Source organism: Qipengyuania atrilutea (assembly GCF_013370205.1).
GTDB lineage: Bacteria > Pseudomonadota > Alphaproteobacteria > Sphingomonadales > Sphingomonadaceae > Actirhodobacter > Actirhodobacter atriluteus.
On record NZ_JABWGV010000003.1, the window covers coordinates 132,393 to 154,700 of the forward strand.

The following is a 22,308-nucleotide window of genomic DNA, read 5'->3' on the forward strand; positions in this document are numbered from 1 at the left end:
CAAGAACGCCGCCGTTCCCGGTAAGGAGCGGCGGCGTTTGACGCGTAAAAGTGTAGTCGTTCGGTCTTAGCTGTAGCGAACGCGCAGTTCCTGGCGGCGACGCGGCGTGCGCATCGTCGCGCCGATGAAGCCGAAGCCGAGGAGCAGCAGCGCCCAGGTTGCAGGCTCGGGAACGGCACCCGGAATATCCACGATTTGGCTACCGCTGCCCGAACCCTCGCCGTTCATGCCGACGCTTTGATAGCGGACAAGGAATTCGCGCAGTACGAGCGAGTCGACGTCGTCACCGAAAGACAGCGTGAATTCACCGGTCGCGGGCGTCATCATGGTGGCGCCGCCGCCGCCGCCGCCGTTGCAGTTGTTGCCGTTGCCGCTGGTCAAGCAAGCGTCGATCGAACCCAGACCGTTCGGGAAAGTACGATCGAAGCGGAAGTTGTTCAGCGAGCCGGTTGCGGTGCCGCCCTCGATCTCGGTGTCTGAATTGAACCCGAAACCGGTTACGCGCGACATCGGCTGGGTAGCCGCCGACGAAGTGTTGGCGAGCGAATAGCTGAAGGTCAGCATATCGGTGCCGATGCCCGATAGCAGCGTCAGTGTCAGGCTGCTCGATAGCCCTTCGTATTGCGAAGCGTCCCCGCTGCCAAAACCGTCGAAGTTGGTGGTGTAGGTATCGCCGTTCTCGTCGAAGACGAGATGGGCGGCGGAGGCAGAGGTGGCCATCAGACTGGCCGATGCCAGCAGGCCTGCAGTGATTAACTTACGCATTTCAAAATCTCCAAGAGCTAACCAGTTTTGCGACTCCACCTGGGCTCGCGTTGGCTAATAATCGGAGTTACCGAAGCATGAAAACGCAGTGTACCGACTGTCCTAAAATGGCACAGTGCAGAGGCTGGAACTTATCTGGTTAATGCGCGTATCGCCGCGTCATTTCTCTGCGAAAAGTCCGCCCTGCAGGCCGCCTTTTGGCTGCGGCGTGTTCAGACCGAGGTGCTGCCAGCCCGCATCGTTCAGACAGCGGCCGCGCGCGGTGCGTGCAATTAAACCCAGTTGGATGAGGTAAGGTTCGACCACTTCCTCCACCGTATCGCGCGGCTCAGCGAGTCCTGCCGCGAGCGTATCTACTCCGACGGGGCCGCCCTTGTAGGTGGTCGCGATCATGGTGAGATAGCGACGATCCATCGCATCGAGGCCGAGTGAATCGACTTCGAGCCGGGTCAGCGCATTGTCTGCGAGAGCGGCCGTGACAGTCTTAGCGCCCGCAACCTCGGCAAAATCGCGCACGCGGCGGAGCAGTCGGCCCGCCACGCGCGGCGTGCCGCGGCTGCGGCGCGCGATCTCGCGCGCGCCCTTCTCGTCGATCGCGATGCCGAGCAGGCGTGCGCCGCGCGTCACGACTTCGCGCAGTTCATCCTCGGTGTAGAAATTGAGGCGCACCGGAATGCCGAACCGGTCGCGCAGCGGCGTCGTCAGCAGGCCCTGCCGGGTGGTCGCGCCGACCAGCGTAAAGGGCGGCAGGTCGATCCGCACGCTGCGCGCCGACGGCCCTTCGCCGATGATGATGTCGAGCGCGCGGTCCTCCATCGCGGGATACAGCACTTCCTCGACTACCGGATTGAGGCGATGAATCTCGTCGATGAAAAGGACGTCGTTCGGCTCGAGATTTGTAAGCAGCGCAGCGAGATCGCCCGCCTTCGCGACAACGGGCCCGCTGGTCGCGCGAAAGCCGGTGCCGAGTTCTTTGGCGATGATTTGCGCCAGCGTCGTCTTGCCGAGCCCCGGCGGCCCGAAGAACAGCACGTGGTCCATCGCCTCGCCGCGTTTCCGCGCTGCCTCGATGAAGACATGCAGGTTTTCCCGCGCCGCCTCTTGCCCGATGAACTCGCTAAGCGACTTGGGCCGAAGCGCCGCGTCAGGGTCGTCCGGCTGCCGGTCGGGGGAGTGGAGAGGGACGGGGTCGGTCATTCTAGGTCGCAAAGTTCGCGTTCGTAGTTCCAGGCGCCCCCGGCATCGAGACAGTCGTCGATCGATAGCCAGTCGTTCGCTTGCCAGCCCGTGATGCAGCCCAGAACAAACAAGGACAAAGGGACTACGGCGCGTTTCAAAACGGGTTCACCGTGTAGCCGCGTTGTTGCAGCAGGGCGTGGGCCGTCATCGCGGATAGCGCCATTTCTACGCCTTCGATCATGTCATCCTGCGCGATGTTCTGGCCGATCGCGCTCTGCCCGCAGACGATGAAGCGCACGCCCGCGTCGAGCATTTCGCGCACCATCGCGGCGGAGGCATTGTCCTCGCTGTCGAGCAAATCCTTTACCGCCGGACCGTGCACCACGACCGCGAGCCGCACGTTCTCGGGATCGACCCCAGCGGCGGCATGCATGTTGATGAAGCGCGCCGCGCTTTCGAACCCGCGGTTGCGCTGTCCGTTCGGCGCCTCGCTCGCAACGTTGAAGCTGTGAGAGAACTCGGTGCCCGCAGGAACCTCGTCGATGCCGGGAACCGCGAGATGCGGACCGAAGTCCTCGAACACCGGCCCGAAGCGCACGCCGGCATCCTGCGCGGCTGCGGGCGCAGCAAACAAAAGGGCCAGACCCAAAAGCATTCTCATGTCAGCGCTCCTTCAAGGATAACCAGCGGTACAGGGCAATCGCCGCCAGCCACAGTACCACGAAACAGAACTGCCAGATTGGCAGGAAAAGGAAGATAAGACCGTCTTGTGCATCCGAAGGCGGGATGAATGCGACATCGATATAAATCCATGCCCCGAAAATTGCGCTTATAGCTGCGCCGATCCCCGCTAGCCTGCGCCATAGCGGGATGAGGCAAAGCACCGCTACCGGGGCCAATACCCAAAGCAAGAACAGGATGGAAACCGCGTACCACAAGATCGTATCGGGCTGTCCCATCTGGATCATCGCAGCAGCAGAAACCGCAAAATATGCGGTGAGGATCGCAAGTCGCCAGTCCCGCGAGATGTTTTTCATCCCGCCGCTTTCTTGAGCGCGACGCGGATAAGTTCGCTCTCGCTCGCCTTTTCGCCGAGTTCGCCCTGCGCCCGCGCGACCGCCTGCGCCGCGACGGCCGGTTTGAAGCCGAGGTTTTCGAGCGCGGATACCGCATCGGCGCTCGCGCTACCCACCGGCGTCACCGTTCCCGCCGCGCCTGCAATGCCGCCGCCCGGAAGCGCGCCGGCCTTGTCCTTGAGCTCGTTGACGATCCGGCCTGCCAATTTCGGTCCCACGCCCTGCGCGCGTGCTACGCTCGCCGCATCGCCGCGCGAGCAGGCTTCGCGCAGTTCGCCTGCCGACAGGGCGGAGAGGATCGCCAGCGCCACCTTGCTGCCTACCCCTTGCACCTGCGTCAGCAGGCGGAACCAGTCGCGCTCGCCCGCATCGGCGAACCCCAGCAGGCGCATATCGTTCTCGCTGACCTGCAGATCGGTATGGATAGTGCAGGTCTCGCCGCGCTCTCCCAGAGCGGCCAGCGTCTTGGTCGAGCAATGGACGAGATAGCCCACGCCCGCGACGTCGATCACCGCCCAATCGGCGCCGGTTTCGTCCAATCTGCCCGTGAGCTTTGCAATCATGGTTTGTTCTCTGGCGCAGCGCGCGCTTTCGGTCCAGCCCCGCTAGACACTTGCCCCCTCCTGCGCCAATGCTGAGCGGCATGAGCTGGAACAGTTTCGGGCGCGTTCTGCGCTTCACGACCTGGGGGGAAAGTCACGGACCGGCACTCGGCGCGGTGGTGGACGGCTGCCCGCCCGGCCTCGACCTCGACGAGCAGCAGATCCAGCCCTTCCTCGATGCGCGGAGGCCCGGCCAGTCGAAATACACGACGCAGCGCAAGGAGCCCGACCGGGTGAAGATCCTGTCCGGCGCGTTCGAAGGACGCACGACCGGCACGCCGATCAGCCTGATGATCGAGAATACCGACCAGCGATCGAAGGATTATTCGGAAATCGCGCAGACCTACCGCCCCGGCCATGCGGACTACGCCTATGACGCGAAATACGGCTTTCGCGATTACCGCGGCGGCGGGCGTTCCTCCGCGCGTGAAACTGCAGCGCGGGTCGCGGCAGGTGCGGTGGCGCGACTCGTCATTCCCGAGGTTTCGATCACCGCCTATGTTTGCGAACTCGGCGGCGACGCCATCGACCGCGACGCGATCAACTTAAGCGAGATCGGCAACAATCCCTTCTTCTGCCCCGATGCCTGGGCGGCGAAGCGCTGGGAGGCGCTGGTGGACGAGGCGCGCAAGAACGGCTCGTCATTGGGCGCAGTAGTCGAATGCGTCGCGACAGGCGTTCGGGCGGGCTGGGGCGCGCCGATCTATGCAAAGCTGGACGCAGACATCGCCGCGGGCATGATGGGCATCAACGCGGTGAAGGGCGTCGAGATCGGCGACGGTTTCGCTGCCGCGCGGCTATCGGGCGAGGAAAACGCCGACGCCATGCGGCCGGGTGAGGACGGTCCCGAGTTCGCGGCCAACCATGCGGGCGGAACGGCGGGCGGCATCTCGACCGGGCAGCCGGTAGTATGCCGCGTGGCGTTCAAGCCGACCAGCTCGATCCTGACGCCCGTGCCGAGCATTACGCGAGACGGCGAAGCGGCGGACGTGCGGACCAAGGGACGCCACGACCCGTGCGTGGGTATCCGCGGCGTACCGGTGGTGGAAGCGATGATGGCGCTGGTGCTCGCCGACCACAAACTGCTTCACCGCGCGCAGTGCGGCGGCTGAAGCGGCCCTTTTAGACGAGCGTTATTACTGCGGGATAACCGCCTGCGCGAACTGCCCGTCGCCCTGCGGCGCGGCGACGATGTCGCGCGTCACGCGGCCCTTGTCGACCGTGTTGGTAGCGACATCGCCGACCGAGGAACGGATGCCCGGATCGGCAGCGCCGGCGCGGTCGAGCGCGCTCGTTTCAACGCTGCTGCGCGGCGCGGGACCGCCGAAGAGCACGTCGAGCGCCTGTTCGGCTGCATTCTCGGACGGGCGGGGCGCACCGCTCGACGGTGGGACCACGTTGAAGTCCGGCGGCACGACCAGCGGCGCCTGACGCTGCACGGCGAACTCGTCCGGGCGTTCGCGGTTCAGAAGGCCAGTGCTGCCGCAAGCAGCCAGCACGCTCGATGCGGCGGCGAGGGTCAGGATCGTAACGCTCTTTTTCATATCAGTTCTCCGTGCCGGTGGGCACTGCTTGCGAAGGTTTGCCCTTCGCGGATGTGTCGTCTTTCTCGCTGACGAAGAAAGCGCGCGCAAGGATTATGACGACGCCGATAGTGATGGCGGCGTCGGCAAGGTTGAAGATGAAGAAGGGACGGAAATCCCCGAAGTGCAGGTCGGCATAGTCGATGACATAGCCGAGCTCGTAGCGGTCCTTGATGTTGCCGAGTGCGCCGCCGAGGATCAGCGACAGGCCAAGGATGTCGCCAATGAGCTTCTCGCGCAGCATCCAGATCGTGACCACGCCCGCGATGGCCGCGGTAACGAGCACCAGCACCCAACGCATTTCCATGCTCGTCGCCTCGAACATGCCCATCGACACGCCGTAGTTCTCGGTCCAGCGGAGGTCGAAGAACGGGATGAGTTCGATGAGGCCGCGCTGCCGCAATTGCAGCGGACCGCTGACGTACCATTTGACGAGCTGGTCCACCGCGAAGATCGCGAAGGCGAGAGCAAGACCGATCAGGCGGTTGCGCTTGACGGGGGTCATGCGAGCACGTCCTCGCAGCGGCCGCAGAGCGCGCCGTCTTCGGGCACGCTCGGCAGCAGGCGCCAGCAGCGGCCGCACTTGTTCTCGTCCGTCTTTTGCACGGCGAGGCTCTGCCCGCGCGTCACTGACGCGGTGATGAACAATTCGGCGAGGTCCGCGTCGCTGAAACCCTGCGGCACAGCGTCTTCCGGGACGGTGACTTCGGCTTCGAGGCCTGAACGGATGATTTTCTCCCGCCGCAGCGGCTCGATCGCTTCCATCACGTCTTCGCGAAGCTCGCGCAGATCGGCAAAGCGGGCGGCCAGCGTATCGTCCTGCCACTCATCCGGTAGCTGATGCAGTTCCTGTAAGTGCACGCTGCCGCGATCGGGGAAGCGCGTGGTCCACACCTCTTCGGCCGTGAATACCAGCACCGGCGCAGCGTAGCGCACCAGCGCATGGAACAGGATGTCGAGGCAGGTGCGGTAGGCGCGGCGCTCCATGCTTGCCGGATCGTCGCAGTAGAGCCGGTCCTTGCGGATATCGAAGAAGAAGGCCGACAGGTCCTCGTTCGCGAATTCGGACAACGCGCGGGTGTATTCGTTGAAGTCGTAATCGGCGATGCACTGGCGCAGCGCGGTGTCGAGCCGCTTCAGGCGGTGGAGAATGTACCGCTCGAGTTCCGGCATCTGGCCCGGTTCGACGCCTTCGCTTTCGTAGTCGAAGTCCGACAGCGCGCCGAGCATGTAACGGAAGGTATTCCTGAGCTTGCGGTACTGGTCGCCGACGCCTTTCAGGATCTCGTCACCGATCCGGTGGTCTTCGGTAAAGTCGACCGACAGCGCCCACAGGCGGATGATGTCCGCGCCGTACTGCTCCATGATCTTCAGCGGATCGACCGTATTACCGAGCGATTTCGACATCTTCTTTCCGTCGCTCGCCATGGTGAAGCCATGGGTCAGCACCGCATCATAAGGCGCACGGCCCCGCGTCGCACAGCTTTCGAGCAGCGAGGACTGGAACCAGCCGCGGTGCTGGTCGCTGCCTTCGAGATAGAGGTCGGCGGGCCATGTCAGCGCGGGCCAGCGCCCGCTCTCCAGCGTGAAGACATGGGTGCAACCCGAATCAAACCAGACATCGAGGATGTCGCTGACCATCTCGTATTCGTCCGGCTCATAGCCGGAGCCGAGATATTCGGCCTTGCGTGCCTCGTCCCAGGCATCGACGCCCTCTTCGCGCACGGCGGCGACGATCCGGGCGTTGACTGCCGCGTCCTGCAGATAGTCGCTAGTCCCCTTCTTCAGGAACAGCGTGATCGGCACGCCCCAGGCGCGCTGGCGCGAAAGCACCCAGTCGGGGCGACCTTCGACCATGCTGCCGATACGGCGGCGGCCTTTCTCGGGCACGAAGCGTACGCGCTCGATCTCCGACAGGGCGCGTTCGCGCAGGGTGGAATGGTCCTGCGATACGAAGGGAGCGACCGCTCCGGCGAGCGGATTGCCGGGTGCGACTTCGAAATCGCCCGTTCCGAGCGGCTTGTCCATCGGCACGAACCACTGCGGCGTGCAGCGGTAGATGACTTTCGCTTTGGAACGCCACGAGTGCGGGTAGGAATGCGCGTAGTCAGCGCTGGCGGAGAGCAGCGCGCCTGCTTCGCGCAGGTCGGAGCAAATCGGGCCGTCGGGCGCGTTGAAGCCGGGGTTGATGACCGCGCGGCGGCGGTCGTCGTCCCCGCCCAACCACAGCCAGTCGTCGCGGTAGCGCCCGTCGTCCATGACCGCGAAAACCGGGTCGAGCCCATTTGCCTTGCACAGCTCGAAATCGTCCTCGCCGTGGTCAGGCGACATATGGACAAGGCCGGTGCCGCTGTCGGTCGTGACGAAATCGCCGGGGAGGAACGGGCGGGGTTTGGCATAGAACCCGCCGAGATGGTGCATCGGGTGGCGCGCGACGGTTCCGGCGAGGTCGGAGCCTTTGATTTGCCACGTACGAGGATTGAAGTTGCTCTCCTCAAAGCCAAGGCCGGTTCGACGTTTGAACTCTTCCTGTAAATCAGTGGCGACGAGGAAGGAGCAGCTTCCTAGCGGCCCACCGCTCTGCATGAATAGAGTGTACTCAACCTCCGCCCCATAAGCCAAAGCCTGGTTCACCGGGATCGTCCACGGCGTCGTCGTCCAGATCACCGCGTGCGCGCCGACCAGTTCCTCAATCGGCGATTCCACGATCTCGAACGCCACATCGATCTGGGTCGAGGTGATGTCCTCGTATTCGACCTCGGCTTCGGCCAGCGCGGTCTTTTCGACCGGAGACCACATCACCGGCTTCGATCCGCGGTAGAGATTCCCGGCCTCGGCAAACTTCATCAGTTCGGCAACGATCGTCGCTTCGCTGTCGTACTGCATGGTGAGGTAGGGATTGTCCCAATCGCCAAGGCAGCCGAGCCGTTTCAGCTGCTCGCGCTGGACGTCCACCCAATGCTGCGCATAAGCGCGGCATTCGGCGCGAAACTCCTTGATCGGAACCTCGTCCTTGTTCTTCTTCTTCTTGCGGTACTGCTCCTCGACCTTCCACTCGATCGGCAGGCCGTGGCAGTCCCAGCCGGGCACATAGGGCGCATCCTTGCCGAGCAGCGTCTGCGTGCGGCACACCATGTCCTTCAGCACATGGTTGAGCGCATGGCCGATGTGCATGTCGCCATTGGCGTAGGGCGGACCGTCGTGGAGAATGAACTTCTCCGCCCCGTCGCGCGCTTCACGAAGCTGGCCGTAGAGGCTCGCATCCTGCCAACTGGCGAGAATCCCCGGTTCCTTCTGCGGAAGGCCGGCCTTCATCGGAAAATCGGTTTTGGGAAGGAAAACCGTATCCTTGTAATCGCGCTTGGTTTCGTCGGTCATATGACCGCGCCGCTTAGATGCCTTCGCGCATCCTCGCAATCCTTTGCCATCTGGGCTTTCAGCTCATCCAGCGAATCGAATTTCGCTTCGGGCCGGATGAAATGGTGGAACACGACCTCGATCTCCTGCCCGTAAAGATCGCCGGAAAAGTCGAAGAAATAGGGTTCGAGCAACTCCTTCGGCGGTTCGAACTGCGGACGAATGCCGATATTCGCCGCGCCTTTCAGCACTTCCCCGGTGGCGAGGATGCGGCCCGTCACGGCATAGATGCCGAACTTCGGGCGGATGTAGCTCTCGACGACGAGGTTCGCGGTAGGATAGCCAATGTCGCGCCCGCGCTTGTCGCCGTGTTCGACGATGCCGCGAATGGCGAAGGGGCGGGTGAGCAGCCGTGCGGCCTCCTGCGGATCGCCCTGGCGTAGCGCCTCGCGGATGCGGCTGGAGGATACGACCTCGCCGCCCGAGGCGACCGGGCCGACCGTGCGCGCTTCGATACCATGCCGTGCGCCGACCTCGGCGAGCATTGCCGCGTTACCCGCAGCGCCCTTGCCGAAGGTGAAGTCCTCCCCGGTCACGATGCCGCGCGCGCCGAGCCGTTCGGCGAGGATATCGGTGATGAAATCCTCTGCGCTCGTGCCAGCCAGCTCAGCGTCGAAGTGGAACACCAGCATCGCGGCGGCTCCGGCGGCGAGGTAGAGTTCCTGCCGCTGCTCAAGTGTCGTGAGGCGGAAAGGCGGCACGTCCGGCTTGAAGAAGCGCACCGGGTGCGGATCGAAGGTCGCGATGATGGCGGGGCGTCCTTCGCTGCGCGCCCACTCGATCGCTTCGCCCGCGACCGCCTGGTGTCCTTTGTGGAAACCGTCGAAATTGCCGAGCGCGATGACCGCGCCGTGCAGCGGACCCGGCACGGGATCGCGGTGGTCGAGCCATCTCATGCGGCGTCGACCCGCCGGTACGTGAGGAAGGAATAGGCGGGCCGGTCGCCTTCCGCCGCGAAATCTTGCCGCGCGGAGATTTCCCATTCCGCACCGGGCGCGGACATGAAGGTGTCGCCTTCGAAATCGGCGTGGATCTGGGTCAGTTCGATGCGCTCCGCGCGCGGCATGAAGACGTCGAAGATGGCCGCCCCGCCGATGACCGCAATCATGTCGCCGTGCTTCTTCGCCAGCGCCAGCGCCTCGTCGATCGAATGCGCAAGCTCGGCGCCGCTGCTGTCCCACCGCTCGCGCCGCGTGACGACGATATGCGGGCGGCCGGGCAAAATGCCGGGCAAGCTTTCGAAGGTCTTGCGGCCCATAATCATCGGTAGACCGCGGCCCTCATCCCCCATCGTCAGCGCCTTGAAGCGCTTCAGATCCGCGGGCAGGTGCCAGGGAAGGCGGCCGTTCTTGCCGATCGCGCCATTCGCGGCGCGGGCATAGGCGAGGAAGATGGCGCTCACGCCTGTTCCGCGTTTCGGAAAAGCCGCGTGACGTGACCCATCTTGCGCCCGTCCCGCACGTCCTCTTTACCGTAGAGGTGCAGGTGGCAGCCGGCTTCGGTCAGGTAATCCGCCGCGTTTTCGACCGCGTCTCCGATGATGTTGTCCATCGCGATGCGCGGCGCGATGGGCGTAGTCTCGCCCAGCGGCAGGCCCGCGACGGCGCGGATGTGGTTCGCGAACTGGCTCGTGACCGCGCCCTCTATCGTCCAATGCCCCGAATTGTGGACGCGCGGGGCCATCTCGTTGAAGACCGGCCCGTCCGCGCAGGCGAAGAATTCGAGCGTCAGCACCCCTACATACCCAAGCGCATCGGCGACCTTGCGCGCAAGATCGCGTGCCTCTTCGACCTGTTTGCCGACGATCGCAGGGGCGGGGAGCGCCGAGCGCGCGAGGATACCGCCGCGATGCTCGTTATGCGTGCTGTCGTAGAAGCGTACTGCCCCGTCCGCCGCGCGCGCCACGATTACGGAGAATTCGGCCTCGAAGCGTACGAAACCCTCGTAGATCAGCGAATCGCCTGGCAATTCGAGGCTATCGAGGTCGGCAGCGGCTTCGATCCGCCACTGCCCCTTGCCGTCGTAGCCGTCGCGCCGCGTCTTGAGGATGCCCGGCGTGCCGATCCGCGCCGCCGCTGCGCGCAAATCCGCGGCGTCGTCCACGGCAGCGAAGGGAGCGGCGCGTCCACCCAGCTCCTCTACGAAGTTCTTTTCCAGCAGCCGGTCCTGCGCGATCTCGAGCGCGCGGGGCGGGCAGGGCACTTTCGCTTGGGGCAGCTGCTCGACCGCGGCCACCGGCACGTTCTCGAACTCCCAGGTGATGACGTCGCAGCGCCGGGCGAATTCGGCCAGTGCCGCGGCGTCGTCCCAATCGGCCGTGATGAAGTCAGCGCAGAGATCGCCCGCGACATTGTCGCCTTCCGGCGCGAAACCGATGCAGCGATAACCCAGCTGCGCTGCGGGCACGGCCATCATCCGGCCGAGCTGGCCGCCGCCGAGAATGCCGATGGTACTGCCGGGAGGAAGCATCAGTCCGCCGGACGCTCCGCCACCGCCTCGCTGCGCGCGGCGCGGTAGGCCTTGAGCCGCTCGGCGATGTTCTCGTTCGACAGCGCCAGGATCGACGCGGCCAGAATGCCGGCATTGGTCGCACCGGCCTCCCCGATCGCGAGCGTGCCGGTCGGAACGCCCGCAGGCATCTGCACGATGGACATGAGGCTATCGAGCCCCGACAGCGCCTTGGACTGCACGGGCACTCCCAGCACGGGCAGATGCGTCAACGCCGCGATCATACCCGGCAGATGCGCTGCACCGCCTGCACCGGCGATGACGACGTGAAAGCCCTCGTCCGCCGCGCCCTTACCGAAGGAATGGAGCCGGTCGGGCGTCCGGTGGGCCGAGACGATGCGGGCATCGTAGGCAACGCCGAGCTCGTCGAGAACATCCGCGGCGCAGCGCATGGTTGGCCAGTCGGACTGGCTCCCCATCACGATCGCGACCCTTGCTGGCGTATCCGCGGCCATTTACGAATCCTTGAGGTAGTAGCGCTCGGCAGGCTTCATCGCATCGTCGAATTCGTAGATGATCGGCTGGCCGGTCGGGATTTCGAGGCCGGTGATGTCATCGTCCGAGATGCCGGAGAGATGCTTCACCAGCGCGCGCAGTGAATTGCCGTGGGCGGAGATGATGACCGTCTCGCCGGCGGAGATCATCGGCAGGATGTCGCTCTGGAAATAGGGCAGCACCCGCTCGATCGTCAGCTTCAGGCTTTCACTCGTGGGAACGGGAATGCCGGCGTAGCGGGGATCGACCGACAGGTCGTACTTTCCGCCGCTCTCCATTTCGGGTGGCGGCACGTCGAAGCTGCGGCGCCAGATATGGACCTGCTCGTCGCCGTGCTTGTCGCGCGTTTCCTGCTTGTCGAGCCCGGTGAGCCCGCCGTAGTGCCGCTCGTTCAGCCGCCAGTCCTTCGTCTCCGGGATCCACAGCCGGTTGCAGCGGTCGAGCGCGTGGTGCAGCGTCTTGATCGCCCGCGTCTGGTAGGAGGTGAAAGCGACCGTCGGCAGCACGTCCTTTTCGGCCAGAAGGTCGCCAGCGGCCTTCGCTTCCTCGATACCCTTGCCGGTCAGGTCGACGTCCCACCAGCCGGTGAAGCGGTTTTCGAGGTTCCACTGGCTTTGGCCGTGGCGCACGAGAATCAGTTTGGGCATCCGGTTTCCTGCTTTGTCGCGCGGCCCTGTAGCCGCCGGAAAGGCGAGCGAATGCCGTTAGCTTTTACCCGGCGGCTTGGGAAGGGGAGCCTCGCCGCTTTCCTTCATCGCACGCGCCTGCGCCTTGCGCCGCCGCAGGTTTTCGCGCAGCTGTGCGGCGAGCCGTTCCTCGCGGCTGGCTTCTTTGGTATCGTCGCTCATCGATTACACCTCTCGCTTGGGAGGGCCGATAGTGCAAGCTTCGCTTGACATGAAGCGGCGCCGCGACAATAGCGCGCGCCTTGGCAAGAGACGCTGCTGTAGCTCAGTGGTAGAGCGCACCCTTGGTAAGGGTGAGGCCGAGAGTTCAATTCTCTCCAGCAGCACCATCTTCCCTCGCTTCCCTATTCTTGCGCGACTACCGTTCGGACCCTTACCCTTGGCCGGGTGGCACGGGACCGGGCCGTGCGCGCATGACGGGAGATAACGCGACGTGAGCATCCGCCTCGAATTCAGCGGCGACATGGCCGAACTGCTGCTCGACCGCGCGGAGAAGCGCAATGCGCTGAGCCTCGAGATGTGGCAGCGGATGCTGGCGCTGTTACGCGAGGTCGAAACGAACGAGCGGGTGCAGCTGCTCGTGCTGCGTTCCGCCGCCGGGGGTGCCTTCAGCGCAGGTGCCGACATTTCCGAAATGGTCGCGAACAAGGACGACGAGCGCTGGCGCTCCGCCAATCAGGCGGCGATCAACACGGTGCAGAGCGAACTGGCGCGCCTCCCCGTACCTACGCTCGCCTTCGTCGAGGGCGATTGCATCGGCGGGGGCTGCGGCCTTGCGCTTGCCTGCGACATTCGGGTTGCGACACCGGCGGCGCGCTTCGGCATCACGCCCGCGAAGCTGGGGCTCGTCTATCCGCTGCACGACGTGAAGCTGCTGGTCGATCTGGTCGGACCGGGGCAGGCGAAGCGCATGCTGTTTACGGGCGCGCTGCTGGATGCGGAAGAAGCTGCACGGATCGGCCTGGTCGAAGTCGTCGCGGACGAATTCGCTGATATTGCCGACATGGTGCTCGCGGCCAGTCCGCATTCGGCGCGCGAGGCCAAGAAATTTGTCCGCCGCGTGCTCGAAGGGCAGAGCGAGGACGACGAGGATACGCTGCAAGTCTTCGCCGATGCGTTCGATCTGCCGGATTTCCGCGAAGGCTCGCAGGCGTTCATGGAGCGGCGCAAACCCGTTTTCCGGCGCGGAAGTGACTGACCTGTTGCCTTTGCGCGCTGTCCTAGTCATCTAATACGCTATGGAAGAGCGCGCACTATCGAGCGAACACGATGACGACGGAGCGCTGACCCCGCTCCATCCCGATCACATAAAGGTGCTGCGGATCAACGCGCTCTTGATGTTGCTGCCGGTACTGGCTGGCGTCATCGTGCTCGAAATTGCGGATTTCGCGCCGGCGGGACTGTTCGCGGGCCTGTACCTCCTTGTCGCGATCTTTATCCTCTGGCGCATTCCGCGGCGCCGTTACCGTTTCAAGGGCTTCGCGATGTCGGGCGACCGGCTACGGGTGGTGCGCGGTTTATGGTGGCATTCCGATACGGTGGTGCCGTTCGGACGGGTGCAGCACATCGACGTCGATCAGGGGCCGGTGCAGCGCTACTACAAACTCGCAACGCTCACGCTGCATACCGCAGGAACGCACAACGCCTCGGTCCACTTGCCGGGCCTGCTGCATGAAGAGGCGCTCGCCATGCGCGAGGAAATCCGCGCGCATATCAAGCGCGAGACGCTGTGAACGATTCGTCCGAAGCATCTTCCGGGCGGGTCATACGCGTCGGTCCGGCTTCTGCTATGCCCAGTGCGCCGGAGGAAACGGACGAAGCCAAGCGGACCGATCCAAAGACATTTCTTGCAAACGGCCTGCAAGTCGCCCGTTCGATGGTCCTGCCGCTGCTGGCGCTGTTCTACACGATCCGGTCGGACGGAGCGCCGCTCGCCGTGCTACTCGGCATCGGAGTCGCACTCCTGCTCGCCTTCTTCGCGCTCGCTTACGTCCAGTGGTACCGTTTTACCTACCATGTCGGCGCGGAGGATATCCGCGTCGAAAGCGGCGTTCTGGCGCGGCAGGCGCGCGCCGTTCCCTACGAGCGTATCCAGGACGTCAGCATCGAGCAGAGCCTGATTCCGCGCCTGCTCGGCCTCGTCGAGGTTCGTTTCGAAACCGGTGCGGGCGGGAAGGACGAACTGAAGCTCACCTACCTCGCCGAGAAAGAGGGAGAACGGCTGCGCGAACTGGTCCGCGAGCGGCGCGACGGTACGGCCGACACCGCTCCGGTGGGCGGTGAGGAAAACGACGGACCGGCGGATGAAGGCGCGCCGCTGTTCGCCATGGACACGCGGCGCGTGCTTACGTTCGGCATGTTCGAGTTCTCGCTGGTCGTCGTCGCGGCGGTGTTCGCCGGTGCGCAGCAGTTCGAGGTGCTGCTTCCCTTCGACATGTTCGATTTCGAGGAATGGCAGCGCCTTCTGGCAGGTCCGGGCGCTTGGCTGGCCGGACTCGGTTTCGCGGCGCAGGTCATCGGTGCGTTCATTGCCGCAGCGAGCCTGTTGGTGATCGGTTTCGCGACCGGCCTTATTCGCACGGCTCTGCGCGAATGGGGCTTTACCCTTCACCGTACGGCAAAAGGTTTTCGCCGCCGCCGCGGGCTGCTCACGCGTACCGATGTCGTGATGCCGGTTCACCGGGTGCAGGCGCTGGAGATCGCGACCGGCTTCCTGCGCCGCTGGTTCGGCTGGCACTCACTCAAGCTCGTCAGTCTCGCGCAGGACAGTGGCAATGCGAGCCACGTTGCCGCACCGTTCGCGAAGATGGGCGAAATCGAGCCGATCGTTCGCGAGGCGGGTTTCGTCACCCCGCCGCCGGAACTGGAATGGCAGCGCAGCAGCCGCCGCTTCGGCGTGGACAGCGCAGTCTTCGCGGGTCTACTATTCGCGGTCATTGCGGCGCTGCTCGCTGGACTATCGGCAGCTGGCGTATTCGCGCGCCTCGACCTGTTCATTCCGGACGTCGTGTATATCGTACTGGTTTCGGGCGCCGTACTCTTCACCGCCGAACAATGGATCTTGTGGCGCAAGCGGCGTCACGCGTTGGGCGATCGCCAGCTTTACAGCGCGCACGGGGTGCTGTCGCCGAAGCTCGACATCGCTTCGCGCCGAAAACTGCAATCGGTCGAAATCGCGCAGGGTCCGCTTTCGCGGCTGCGCGGCTATGCCTCGCTGAAGCTCGGTCTTGCCGGCGGAACGCTATCGATCGAAGGTCTTCCGCTGGAGCGCGCCCGCGAACTGCGGCGCGCATTGCTCGCAAGCATGACCGAAAGCGACTTTTCCGAACTCGCCTGACGCAAGGTTACTGCGCGCGCAGGTCGCCCCATTCGGGGTGCTCGTCGAACTGATGCTCGACGTAGGAACACTGCGGGACGATCTTGAACCCATGTTCCTTCGCGTCGGCGATAAGCGCATCGACCAACGCCGCTGCGACGCCCTGTCCGCCGATTTCGGGCGGGACGAGCGTGTGGTCCGCGACGCGAATGCCCTCGTTGCGCTTCTTCCACGTCAGTTTGCCGACCTTGCCGTCGACCGTTGCCCGGTATTCGCCGCTGTCTTCGTCGCCGACGTGTTCGATATCGTAGCTGCTGCCTGCCATGCGCGTTCTCCTTCTTGCCAAGAACGCCTGCACCTATAAGGCCGTTCCGCATGAGCGAAGCCGCATCCCGATCCGCCCGCCCCAAGCTGTTCCTGTCCGACAATTCGGCGGCCGTGCACCCGGCGCTGTGGGAGGCGATGCGCGCTGCGGACGAAGCCGATGCACCCTACGATAACGACGCCATCAGCCGCTCGCTGGACGAGCGAATGGGCGATGTTTTCGGCTGCGAGGTGGCGGTACTGTGGACCGCAACCGGAACCTCCGCGAACTGCCTCGCGCTTGCCGCTATGTGCCCACCGCACGGGGGCGTCGTCTGCCACCGGGAAGCGCACATCGAGATGGACGAGGGCGGTGCGCCGGGCTTCTATCTTCACGGCGCGAAGCTACTGCTGGCGGACGGCGAGGGAGCCAAACTGACTCCGGGCAGCGTGCGCGCGGTCGTCGACCCGATCCGCGACGATGTGCATCAGGTTCAGCCGCACGCGCTGTCGGTGACGCAGGCAAGCGAATACGGCCGGGTCTACCGCCCGGACGAGATCGCGGCGCTGGGCTCGCTCGCCAAGGATCGCGGGCTCGGCTTCCATGTCGACGGAGCGCGTTTCGGCAATGCCGCCGCCTTTCTCGGCTGTTCTCCCGCCGAAGCGGTGGGCGGTGCAGACGCCTTATCCTTCGGCTTCGTCAAGAACGGCGGGATGAGCGCGGAAGCGATCATCTTCTTCGATCCCTCGCTGGCAGACGTGGCGCGCTATCGGCGGAAACGGGCGGGCCACCTGCAATCGAAGGGGCGTTATCTCGCCGCGCAGATCGCAGCCATGCTCGACGGCGACCTGTGGCTCGCCAATGCGCGCGCGGCCAATGCCGCGTCCGCGGAGATTGCGCAGGCCTGCGGCGAGCGGCTGCTACATCCGGTCGAGGCGAACGAGGTATTCATGCGCTGCTCGCAGGAAGAGCGGGACGCTATCCGTGCGCGCGGGTTCGATTTCTACGACTGGGGCGCGGATGCCGCGCGCTTCGTGACCGGCTGGGACACGCGCGAAGACGATGCGGCAGAGCTCGCGAAGGCGATCGCCTCCCTATGAGCCCCGCCCCGCCGAGCATTCTGAGCGCGAAAGTGCTCGTTCCCTTCGTGCTGACCGGCGTCATCTGGGGATCGACCTGGTTCGTCATTACCGGGCAGATCGACGGGGTAGCGCCGAGCTGGTCCATCGCATGGCGGTTTCTGCTTGCGACGCCGGCCATGTTCATCGTCGCGCGGATGATGCGGCGACCGCTGAGCCTGGGTGCGAAGGGACAACTGCTCGCCGTCGCCATCGGGATCGCGCAGTTCTGCGGCAACTTCAATTTCGTCTACCGGAGCGAGCTGCACCTGACCTCCGGCATCGTCGCGGTCATGTTCACGATGCTGATGGTGCCCAATGCCCTGTTCGGCTGGTGGCTTTTAGGCCAGAAGATCACGCGCGGCTTCATCTTCGGCAGCCTGATCGCGATCGCCGGCATATCGCTGCTCTTGATCCATGAGACACGGACCGCTCCGCCGCTCGACGTTGCCGGAGCGGGCAACGTCGGCCTCGGCATTGCGCTCGCCGTGGGCGGCATCCTGTGCGCTTCGATCGCCAATGTCGTGCAGGCCAACGAGACTGGCCGGGCGCTGCCGATGGTGAGCCTGCTCGCATGGTCGATGCTCTACGGCACGATCCTCGACTTCGCGCTCGCGTGGTTCACCGCCGGGCCGCCGACGTTCCCGACGAACTGGGACTATTGGGGCGGCATCGCGTGGCTCGCGCTGGCGGGATCGGTCGTGACTTTCCCGCTGCATTATAATCTCGTGCGGCAGATCGGGGCGGGCCGCGCGGCGTATAACGGGGTGGTGACGGTGATCGTTGCCATGCTGCTCTCGACGCTGCTCGAGGATTACCGCTGGAACGCGCTGACCATCGGCGGAGCGGCACTGGCGCTGTTCGGCATGATCGTGGCACTTAAGGCGCGGCATCCGGTTCCCCCGCGCCCGGTCGCGGCGGGCGGCGAGTAGCGCGCGGGTTACAGAAGGCTCGCCAGTCCCTCCCGGAATGTCGGGTATCTTGGTTCCCAGCCGAGCACTCTCTTCGCCTTGCCGTTAGCGACCCGCCGGTTCTCCGCATAGAAGCCGCGCGCCATTTCGCTGAGGCCTGCTTCGTCCATCGTCTGGAGCGGCGGAGGCCCGACGCCGAGCAGGCGGCAGGCCTCCTCCGTCACCGCATTGTGGCTCGCGGGCAGATCGTCGCCGAGGTTGTACGCCCCTGCTGGCGCAACGCTTTCGATCGCTGCGATGACGCCGCTGGCGATGTCCTCGACATGCACCCGGCTGAAGACCTGCCCCGGCATGTCGATCCGGTGCGCCTTGCCTGCGCGAACGCGGTCGAGCGCGCTCCGGCCCGGTCCGTAGATCCCCGGCAGGCGGAATACGTGCGCGCCGAGTTCGAGCCACAGCGCATCGGCATCGGACCGCGCCGAACGGCGTCCGGTTCCGGTCGGGGCGCTCTCGTCCACCCATGCTCCATCGGCATCGCCGTAGACCCCGGTGGAAGAGAGATAGCCGTACCAAGCGCGTCCGAAATCGTGGCCGTAGCTATCGAGGACTGGGTCGAGGCCGCTTTCCCGGTCCGGCGGAACGCTGGACAGCACATGGGTTGCTTTCGCGAGTTCGCGGCGTACGGCGGCCGCGTCGGAAAAGTCGACATCGCCGTCGCTTCCGGTGGCGCTTACCGACCAGCCTGCGCTACGCAGCGCCCGGGCAATGTATTTCGCCGAATAACCGAGGCCGAAGATGAACATCTGAGGCATAGGCGCGTTGGTACCGATGTCAGCCCGCGAAAGGAACAGCTTTACTAACCATGGATATTGCCCGCACACCTTCGAACCCGTCGGGAAACCCGGAAATGGCCGATGCGGCGCGCACGCCGCAGGCGCCGCCCGTCATCCACCGCAAGGACTACATGCCTTTCGCGTGGCTGGTTCCCGATGTGCATCTCGCGTTCAAACTCGGTCTCGAGAACACGCGCGTCACGAATACCATGCAGGTGAAGCGCAATCCGGATGCGGGCAAGACGCCGGTGCTGACCCTCAACGGCGACGGGCTGAAGCCGCTTTCGGTGAAGATCGACGGCGAGGATGCATCGAGCTGGTCGATGAACGGTCCGGATCTCGCCGTGACATTGCCGGGCGATGCGCACGAAATCGAAGTGGTTACCGAGTTCAGTCCGCAGGACAATACCGCGCTGATGGGACTGTTCGCTTCGGGCGGAATGCTGTGTTCCCAGTGCGAGGCGGAAGGCTTTCGCCGCATCACCTTCTTCCCCGACCGGCCCGACGTCCTCTCGACCTATACCGTCCGGATGGAAGGCGTTGAAGAGCAGTTTCCGGTCCTGCTTTCGAACGGCAACCTCGTCGATGAAGGAAAGGGTGAAGGCGGACGGCACTGGGCGGAATGGCACGATCCATGGCCGAAGCCGTCCTACCTGTTCGCCCTGGTCGCGGGCGATCTCGTCGCGAATACAGACAGCTTCACGACCCGTAGCGGACGCGAAGTCAGGCTCAACATCTACGTGCGCGAAGGCGATCTCGACCGGACGCACCATGCGATGGATTCGCTCAAGCGCTCGATGAAGTGGGACGAGGAGACCTTCGGGCGCGAATACGATCTCGACCTATTCAACATCGTCGCTGTCAGCGACTTCAACATGGGCGCGATGGAGAACAAGGGCCTCAACATCTTCAACACGAAATACGTGCTGGCCGATGTCGAGACCGCGACCGACGGGGACTTCGACGGGGTCGAGGGCGTCATCGCGCACGAATACTTCCACAACTGGTCGGGCAACCGCGTGACCTGCCGCGACTGGTTCCAGCTGTCGCTGAAGGAAGGCTTCACGGTCCTGCGAGACCAGCTGTTCAGCCAAGACATGGGCAGTGCACCGGTCAAGCGGATCGAAGATGTGCGCATCCTGCGCGGTGTGCAATTTCCTGAGGACAGCGGGCCGCTCGCCCATTCGATCCGGCCGGACAGCTACCGCGAAATCTCGAACTTCTACACCTCGACCGTCTACAACAAGGGCGCCGAAGTCATCCGCATGATGCGCACGATGGCGGGTCCGGAAGCGTTCCGCAAAGGCTGCGACCTCTATTTCGAGCGCCACGACGGGGAAGCGGCGACCTGCGAGGATTTCGTCCGCGCGATGGAAGCGGGCGCGGGGCTCGACCTCGAACAGTTCCGCCGGTGGTACAGCCAGGCGGGCACGCCCAAGGTCCGCGTCTCGCTAACGCACGAAGGTGATACGGCGACGCTGTCGCTGGCCCAGACGGTTCCGCCGACGCCGGGCCAGCCGGCGAAATATCCGACGACGATCCCTCTGCGTATCGCGCTCTACGACAGGGATGAGGGATCGCATGATGGCGAGCAGCTGGTCATTCTCACCGATTCCGAAAAAACCATCACCTTCGACGGGTTCGCCAAGAAGCCGGTTCTGTCGGTCAATCGCAACTTCTCCGCTCCGGTGTCGATCGAGCGCGACATTCCGCGCGATGAACTGGTCTTCCTCGCCGCGCACGACGACGATCCCTTTGCGCGCTACGAGGCGATGCAGGATCTTTTCCTGGCGCACCTTCTCGGCGAGGTGCGCGGTAGCTTGCGACCGGACGAGCGCGATGCGGGGCGTGCCGACATCGCTTCCGTATTCGCAGCCGTCCTCGACGACGACCGGCTCGACGATCTGATGCGCGGCGAACTACTGATCCTGCCGAGCCAGACCTACCTGATGGAGCAGATGTCGGCAGCGAATCCTACCGCAATTTTCGATGCGCGCGAGGGATTGAAGGCCCTGCTCGGAAGCGAACTGAAGGACCGGTTCGTGCGGATGCACGAGCGTGCTTCTGCCGTGCCCTTCTCGCTCGATGCGGCGGCTCGCGGCGCACGCAAGGTAAAGACCGGGGCGCTCCAGTATCTCGCTGCTGCCGATCCAGAGCGCGCGACCGGCATGGCGGACACGCAGTACAAGCAGGCTGACAACATGACCGACCGGCAGGGCGCGCTGATGGTTCTGGCCGGCCTCGACGGGGTGGAGCGGACCCACGCGCTGCTCGATTTCTACAACCGCTACCAGGACAATCCGCTGGTCATCGACAAGTGGTTCGCGCTTCAGGCGACATCGCTGCATCCCGAAGCGCTCGCCCACGTAAAGGCGCTGGCCGAGCACCCGGACTTCACGCTGCGCAATCCGAACCGCGTGCGCTCGCTCTACATGGCCTTCGCTGGCAATCCGCACGCCTTCCATGCTGCCGACGGGGAGGGCTACCGCCTGATCGCCGACGTGATTCTCAAGCTTGATCCGGTCAATCCGCAAACCGCCGCTCGCTTCGTTCCCGCGCTGGGCCGGTGGCGGAAGCTCGAAGCGCGGTGGGCCTCGATGATGCGCAGCGAACTGGAGCGCATCGCGCAGGCGCCGCAGCTTTCGCGCGACACCTACGAGCAAGTGAGCCGTTCGCTTGACTGAGGAGCCTCAGAGCTCGGCGCTGCTCGGCGGAATTCCGCACGGATTTTTCGGCAGCCGAAGACCCAGGGGCGGCAACGGGCCGTTCGATGCGCGCGATCCGGCTGTCGTGAAAGAGGCGGCCGCGATCGTGGACGCGAACAGCGCTGCGATGCTGTGCGACCAGATCCATTCCGCCGTTACGGTCACGGTCGACGCACCGATCGGGCCGCCGTGGCCGAAGGCCGATGCTCTGGTAACGAACCGCCCCGGACTGGCCCTTGGCATTTACACCGCCGATTGTGCTCCTGTGCTTTTCGCTGACGAGGACGCCGGCATCGTCGGTGCCGCGCATGCGGGCTGGCGCGGCGCGCACGGCGGTATCCTCGACAGCTGCGTCGATGCGATGGTGACGCTAGGCGCCCGGCGGGAGATGATTCACGCCGTTATCGGACCATGCATTGCGCAGGAAAGCTACGAAGTGGACGAGGCTTTCCGGGCCGAATTCGGCGAAGAGGACGCTGCGTTCTTCGTGCCGGGAAGGCAGGGGCACTACTTCTTCGATCTGGTGCGCTATGTCGGTGCACGGCTGCGCCGGGCAGGGCTATTCCGCTTTGCAGCCCTTGGCCTCGATACCCGCAGTCTGAGCGACCGCTATTTCTCGTTCCGCCGAGCTACGGAGTTGGGCGAGGCGACCGGACGGCGCCAGATCAGCCTGATCGCGGCTCCCTCCCTCCTCACCCGTAAGCCTGCCGTAGCGTAAGCGTAGCGGACGGGCCGCCTGCCGCTGTCCGCGTGCCAAAATGGCGGTTGGCAAGGCGGCGGTTTGCAGCTATCAGCGCGCCGAAACCGGCT

24 protein-coding genes and 1 tRNA gene are annotated in these 22,308 nt (G+C 64.7%); 9 read left to right on the forward strand and 16 right to left on the reverse strand.

Annotated features, from left to right (window positions below; all coding sequences use genetic code 11):
- Window positions 1-66: 66 nt before the first annotated feature.
- From HUV48_RS08835 to ruvA, 5 genes are all read right to left on the reverse strand, one after another.
- Window positions 67-804 (reverse strand): cistern family PEP-CTERM protein, encoded by a 738-nt coding sequence (locus HUV48_RS08835; RefSeq protein WP_176267453.1) that lies wholly within the window; start codon window positions 802-804, stop codon window positions 67-69.
- Window positions 805-924: 120 nt separating this feature from the next.
- Window positions 925-1,962, reverse strand: a complete 1,038-nt coding sequence (gene ruvB / locus HUV48_RS08840) for a Holliday junction branch migration DNA helicase RuvB (RefSeq protein WP_176267454.1) — start codon at window positions 1,960-1,962, stop codon at window positions 925-927.
- A gap of 136 nt (window positions 1,963-2,098) precedes the next feature.
- Window positions 2,099-2,605, reverse strand: coding sequence for a DsrE family protein (locus tag HUV48_RS08850; RefSeq protein WP_176267456.1), 507 nt, complete (start codon window positions 2,603-2,605; stop codon window positions 2,099-2,101).
- 1 nt (window position 2,606) lies between these two features.
- On the reverse strand, window positions 2,607-2,981 hold the full coding sequence (locus tag HUV48_RS08855) for a hypothetical protein (protein WP_176267457.1): 375 nt from the start codon (window positions 2,979-2,981) through the stop codon (window positions 2,607-2,609).
- Complete coding sequence (gene ruvA, locus HUV48_RS08860; protein WP_176267458.1) at window positions 2,978-3,583, reverse strand: Holliday junction branch migration protein RuvA; 606 nt, start codon at window positions 3,581-3,583, stop codon at window positions 2,978-2,980. The genes HUV48_RS08855 and ruvA overlap by 4 nt, the downstream gene beginning before the upstream one ends.
- 80 nt (window positions 3,584-3,663) lie before the next feature.
- On the opposite strand from ruvA, the gene aroC reads away from it, so the two are divergent.
- The gene (aroC, locus tag HUV48_RS08865; RefSeq protein ID WP_176267459.1) at window positions 3,664-4,734 is read left to right on the forward strand and encodes a chorismate synthase; all 1,071 of its coding nucleotides are present in this window, start codon (window positions 3,664-3,666) and stop codon (window positions 4,732-4,734) included.
- A gap of 24 nt (window positions 4,735-4,758) precedes the next feature.
- Here the strand turns inward: aroC and HUV48_RS08870 are convergent, their stop codons facing one another.
- Genes HUV48_RS08870 through HUV48_RS08910 form a run of 9 tightly spaced genes read right to left on the reverse strand, consistent with a single transcriptional unit; the run spans window position 4,759 to window position 12,473 of the window.
- Entirely contained in the window at window positions 4,759-5,166 is a 408-nt protein-coding gene (locus tag HUV48_RS08870; RefSeq protein ID WP_176267460.1) for a DUF3035 domain-containing protein, read from the reverse strand.
- Between the two features lies 1 nt (window position 5,167).
- Window positions 5,168-5,710 (reverse strand): signal peptidase II, encoded by a 543-nt coding sequence (lspA, locus tag HUV48_RS08875; protein WP_176267461.1) that lies wholly within the window; start codon window positions 5,708-5,710, stop codon window positions 5,168-5,170.
- Window positions 5,707-8,583, reverse strand: coding sequence for an isoleucine--tRNA ligase (gene ileS, locus HUV48_RS08880; RefSeq protein ID WP_176267462.1), 2,877 nt, complete (start codon window positions 8,581-8,583; stop codon window positions 5,707-5,709). Before ileS ends, lspA begins: the two co-directional genes overlap by 4 nt.
- Window positions 8,580-9,518 carry a bifunctional riboflavin kinase/FAD synthetase gene (locus HUV48_RS08885; RefSeq protein ID WP_176267463.1) on the reverse strand — a complete coding sequence of 313 codons (939 nt, stop codon included), beginning with the start codon at window positions 9,516-9,518 and terminating at the stop codon, window positions 8,580-8,582. Before HUV48_RS08885 ends, ileS begins: the two co-directional genes overlap by 4 nt.
- The gene (locus HUV48_RS08890; protein WP_176267464.1) at window positions 9,515-10,024 is read right to left on the reverse strand and encodes a dihydrofolate reductase; all 510 of its coding nucleotides are present in this window, start codon (window positions 10,022-10,024) and stop codon (window positions 9,515-9,517) included. Before HUV48_RS08890 ends, HUV48_RS08885 begins: the two co-directional genes overlap by 4 nt.
- On the reverse strand, window positions 10,021-11,091 hold the full coding sequence (locus tag HUV48_RS08895; RefSeq protein ID WP_176267465.1) for a 5-(carboxyamino)imidazole ribonucleotide synthase: 1,071 nt from the start codon (window positions 11,089-11,091) through the stop codon (window positions 10,021-10,023). Before HUV48_RS08895 ends, HUV48_RS08890 begins: the two co-directional genes overlap by 4 nt.
- Window positions 11,091-11,585, reverse strand: coding sequence for a 5-(carboxyamino)imidazole ribonucleotide mutase (gene purE, locus HUV48_RS08900; protein ID WP_176267466.1), 495 nt, complete (start codon window positions 11,583-11,585; stop codon window positions 11,091-11,093). The genes HUV48_RS08895 and purE overlap by 1 nt, the downstream gene beginning before the upstream one ends.
- Complete coding sequence (gene gpmA, locus HUV48_RS08905) at window positions 11,586-12,272, reverse strand: 2,3-diphosphoglycerate-dependent phosphoglycerate mutase (protein WP_176267467.1); 687 nt, start codon at window positions 12,270-12,272, stop codon at window positions 11,586-11,588.
- Window positions 12,273-12,329: 57 nt separating this feature from the next.
- Window positions 12,330-12,473: a hypothetical protein gene (locus tag HUV48_RS08910; RefSeq protein WP_176267468.1), complete on the reverse strand. Its 144-nt coding sequence runs from the start codon at window positions 12,471-12,473 to the stop codon at window positions 12,330-12,332.
- A 92-nt stretch (window positions 12,474-12,565) separates the two neighbouring features.
- Between HUV48_RS08910 and HUV48_RS08915 the strand changes: the two genes are divergently transcribed.
- From HUV48_RS08915 to HUV48_RS08930, 4 genes are all read left to right on the forward strand, one after another.
- Window positions 12,566-12,640, forward strand: a tRNA-Thr gene (locus HUV48_RS08915).
- A gap of 104 nt (window positions 12,641-12,744) precedes the next feature.
- On the forward strand, window positions 12,745-13,509 hold the full coding sequence (locus HUV48_RS08920; protein ID WP_176267469.1) for an enoyl-CoA hydratase/isomerase family protein: 765 nt from the start codon (window positions 12,745-12,747) through the stop codon (window positions 13,507-13,509).
- Between the two features lie 40 nt (window positions 13,510-13,549).
- Window positions 13,550-14,044, forward strand: coding sequence for a PH domain-containing protein (locus tag HUV48_RS08925; RefSeq protein ID WP_176267470.1), 495 nt, complete (start codon window positions 13,550-13,552; stop codon window positions 14,042-14,044).
- A 56-nt stretch (window positions 14,045-14,100) separates the two neighbouring features.
- Window positions 14,101-15,648, forward strand: a complete 1,548-nt coding sequence (locus HUV48_RS08930; protein WP_176267471.1) for a PH domain-containing protein — start codon at window positions 14,101-14,103, stop codon at window positions 15,646-15,648.
- Between the two features lie 7 nt (window positions 15,649-15,655).
- Here the strand turns inward: HUV48_RS08930 and HUV48_RS08935 are convergent, their stop codons facing one another.
- On the reverse strand, window positions 15,656-15,952 hold the full coding sequence (locus HUV48_RS08935; RefSeq protein ID WP_176267472.1) for a GNAT family N-acetyltransferase: 297 nt from the start codon (window positions 15,950-15,952) through the stop codon (window positions 15,656-15,658).
- Window positions 15,953-16,002: 50 nt separating this feature from the next.
- Between HUV48_RS08935 and HUV48_RS08940 the strand changes: the two genes are divergently transcribed.
- Window positions 16,003-17,031, forward strand: coding sequence for a threonine aldolase family protein (locus HUV48_RS08940; protein ID WP_176267473.1), 1,029 nt, complete (start codon window positions 16,003-16,005; stop codon window positions 17,029-17,031).
- On the forward strand, window positions 17,028-17,981 hold the full coding sequence (locus HUV48_RS08945) for a DMT family transporter (RefSeq protein WP_176267474.1): 954 nt from the start codon (window positions 17,028-17,030) through the stop codon (window positions 17,979-17,981). Before HUV48_RS08940 ends, HUV48_RS08945 begins: the two co-directional genes overlap by 4 nt.
- Before the next feature lie 8 nt (window positions 17,982-17,989).
- Here HUV48_RS08945 and HUV48_RS08950 read toward each other — a convergent pair whose 3' ends face one another.
- The gene (locus tag HUV48_RS08950) at window positions 17,990-18,772 is read right to left on the reverse strand and encodes a Rossmann-fold NAD(P)-binding domain-containing protein (protein ID WP_176267475.1); all 783 of its coding nucleotides are present in this window, start codon (window positions 18,770-18,772) and stop codon (window positions 17,990-17,992) included.
- A gap of 50 nt (window positions 18,773-18,822) precedes the next feature.
- On the opposite strand from HUV48_RS08950, the gene pepN reads away from it, so the two are divergent.
- The gene (gene pepN, locus HUV48_RS08955; RefSeq protein WP_176267476.1) at window positions 18,823-21,477 is read left to right on the forward strand and encodes an aminopeptidase N; all 2,655 of its coding nucleotides are present in this window, start codon (window positions 18,823-18,825) and stop codon (window positions 21,475-21,477) included.
- Complete coding sequence (pgeF, locus tag HUV48_RS08960; protein WP_176267477.1) at window positions 21,470-22,216, forward strand: peptidoglycan editing factor PgeF; 747 nt, start codon at window positions 21,470-21,472, stop codon at window positions 22,214-22,216. Before pepN ends, pgeF begins: the two co-directional genes overlap by 8 nt.
- The last annotated feature ends 92 nt before the right edge of the window (window positions 22,217-22,308 follow it).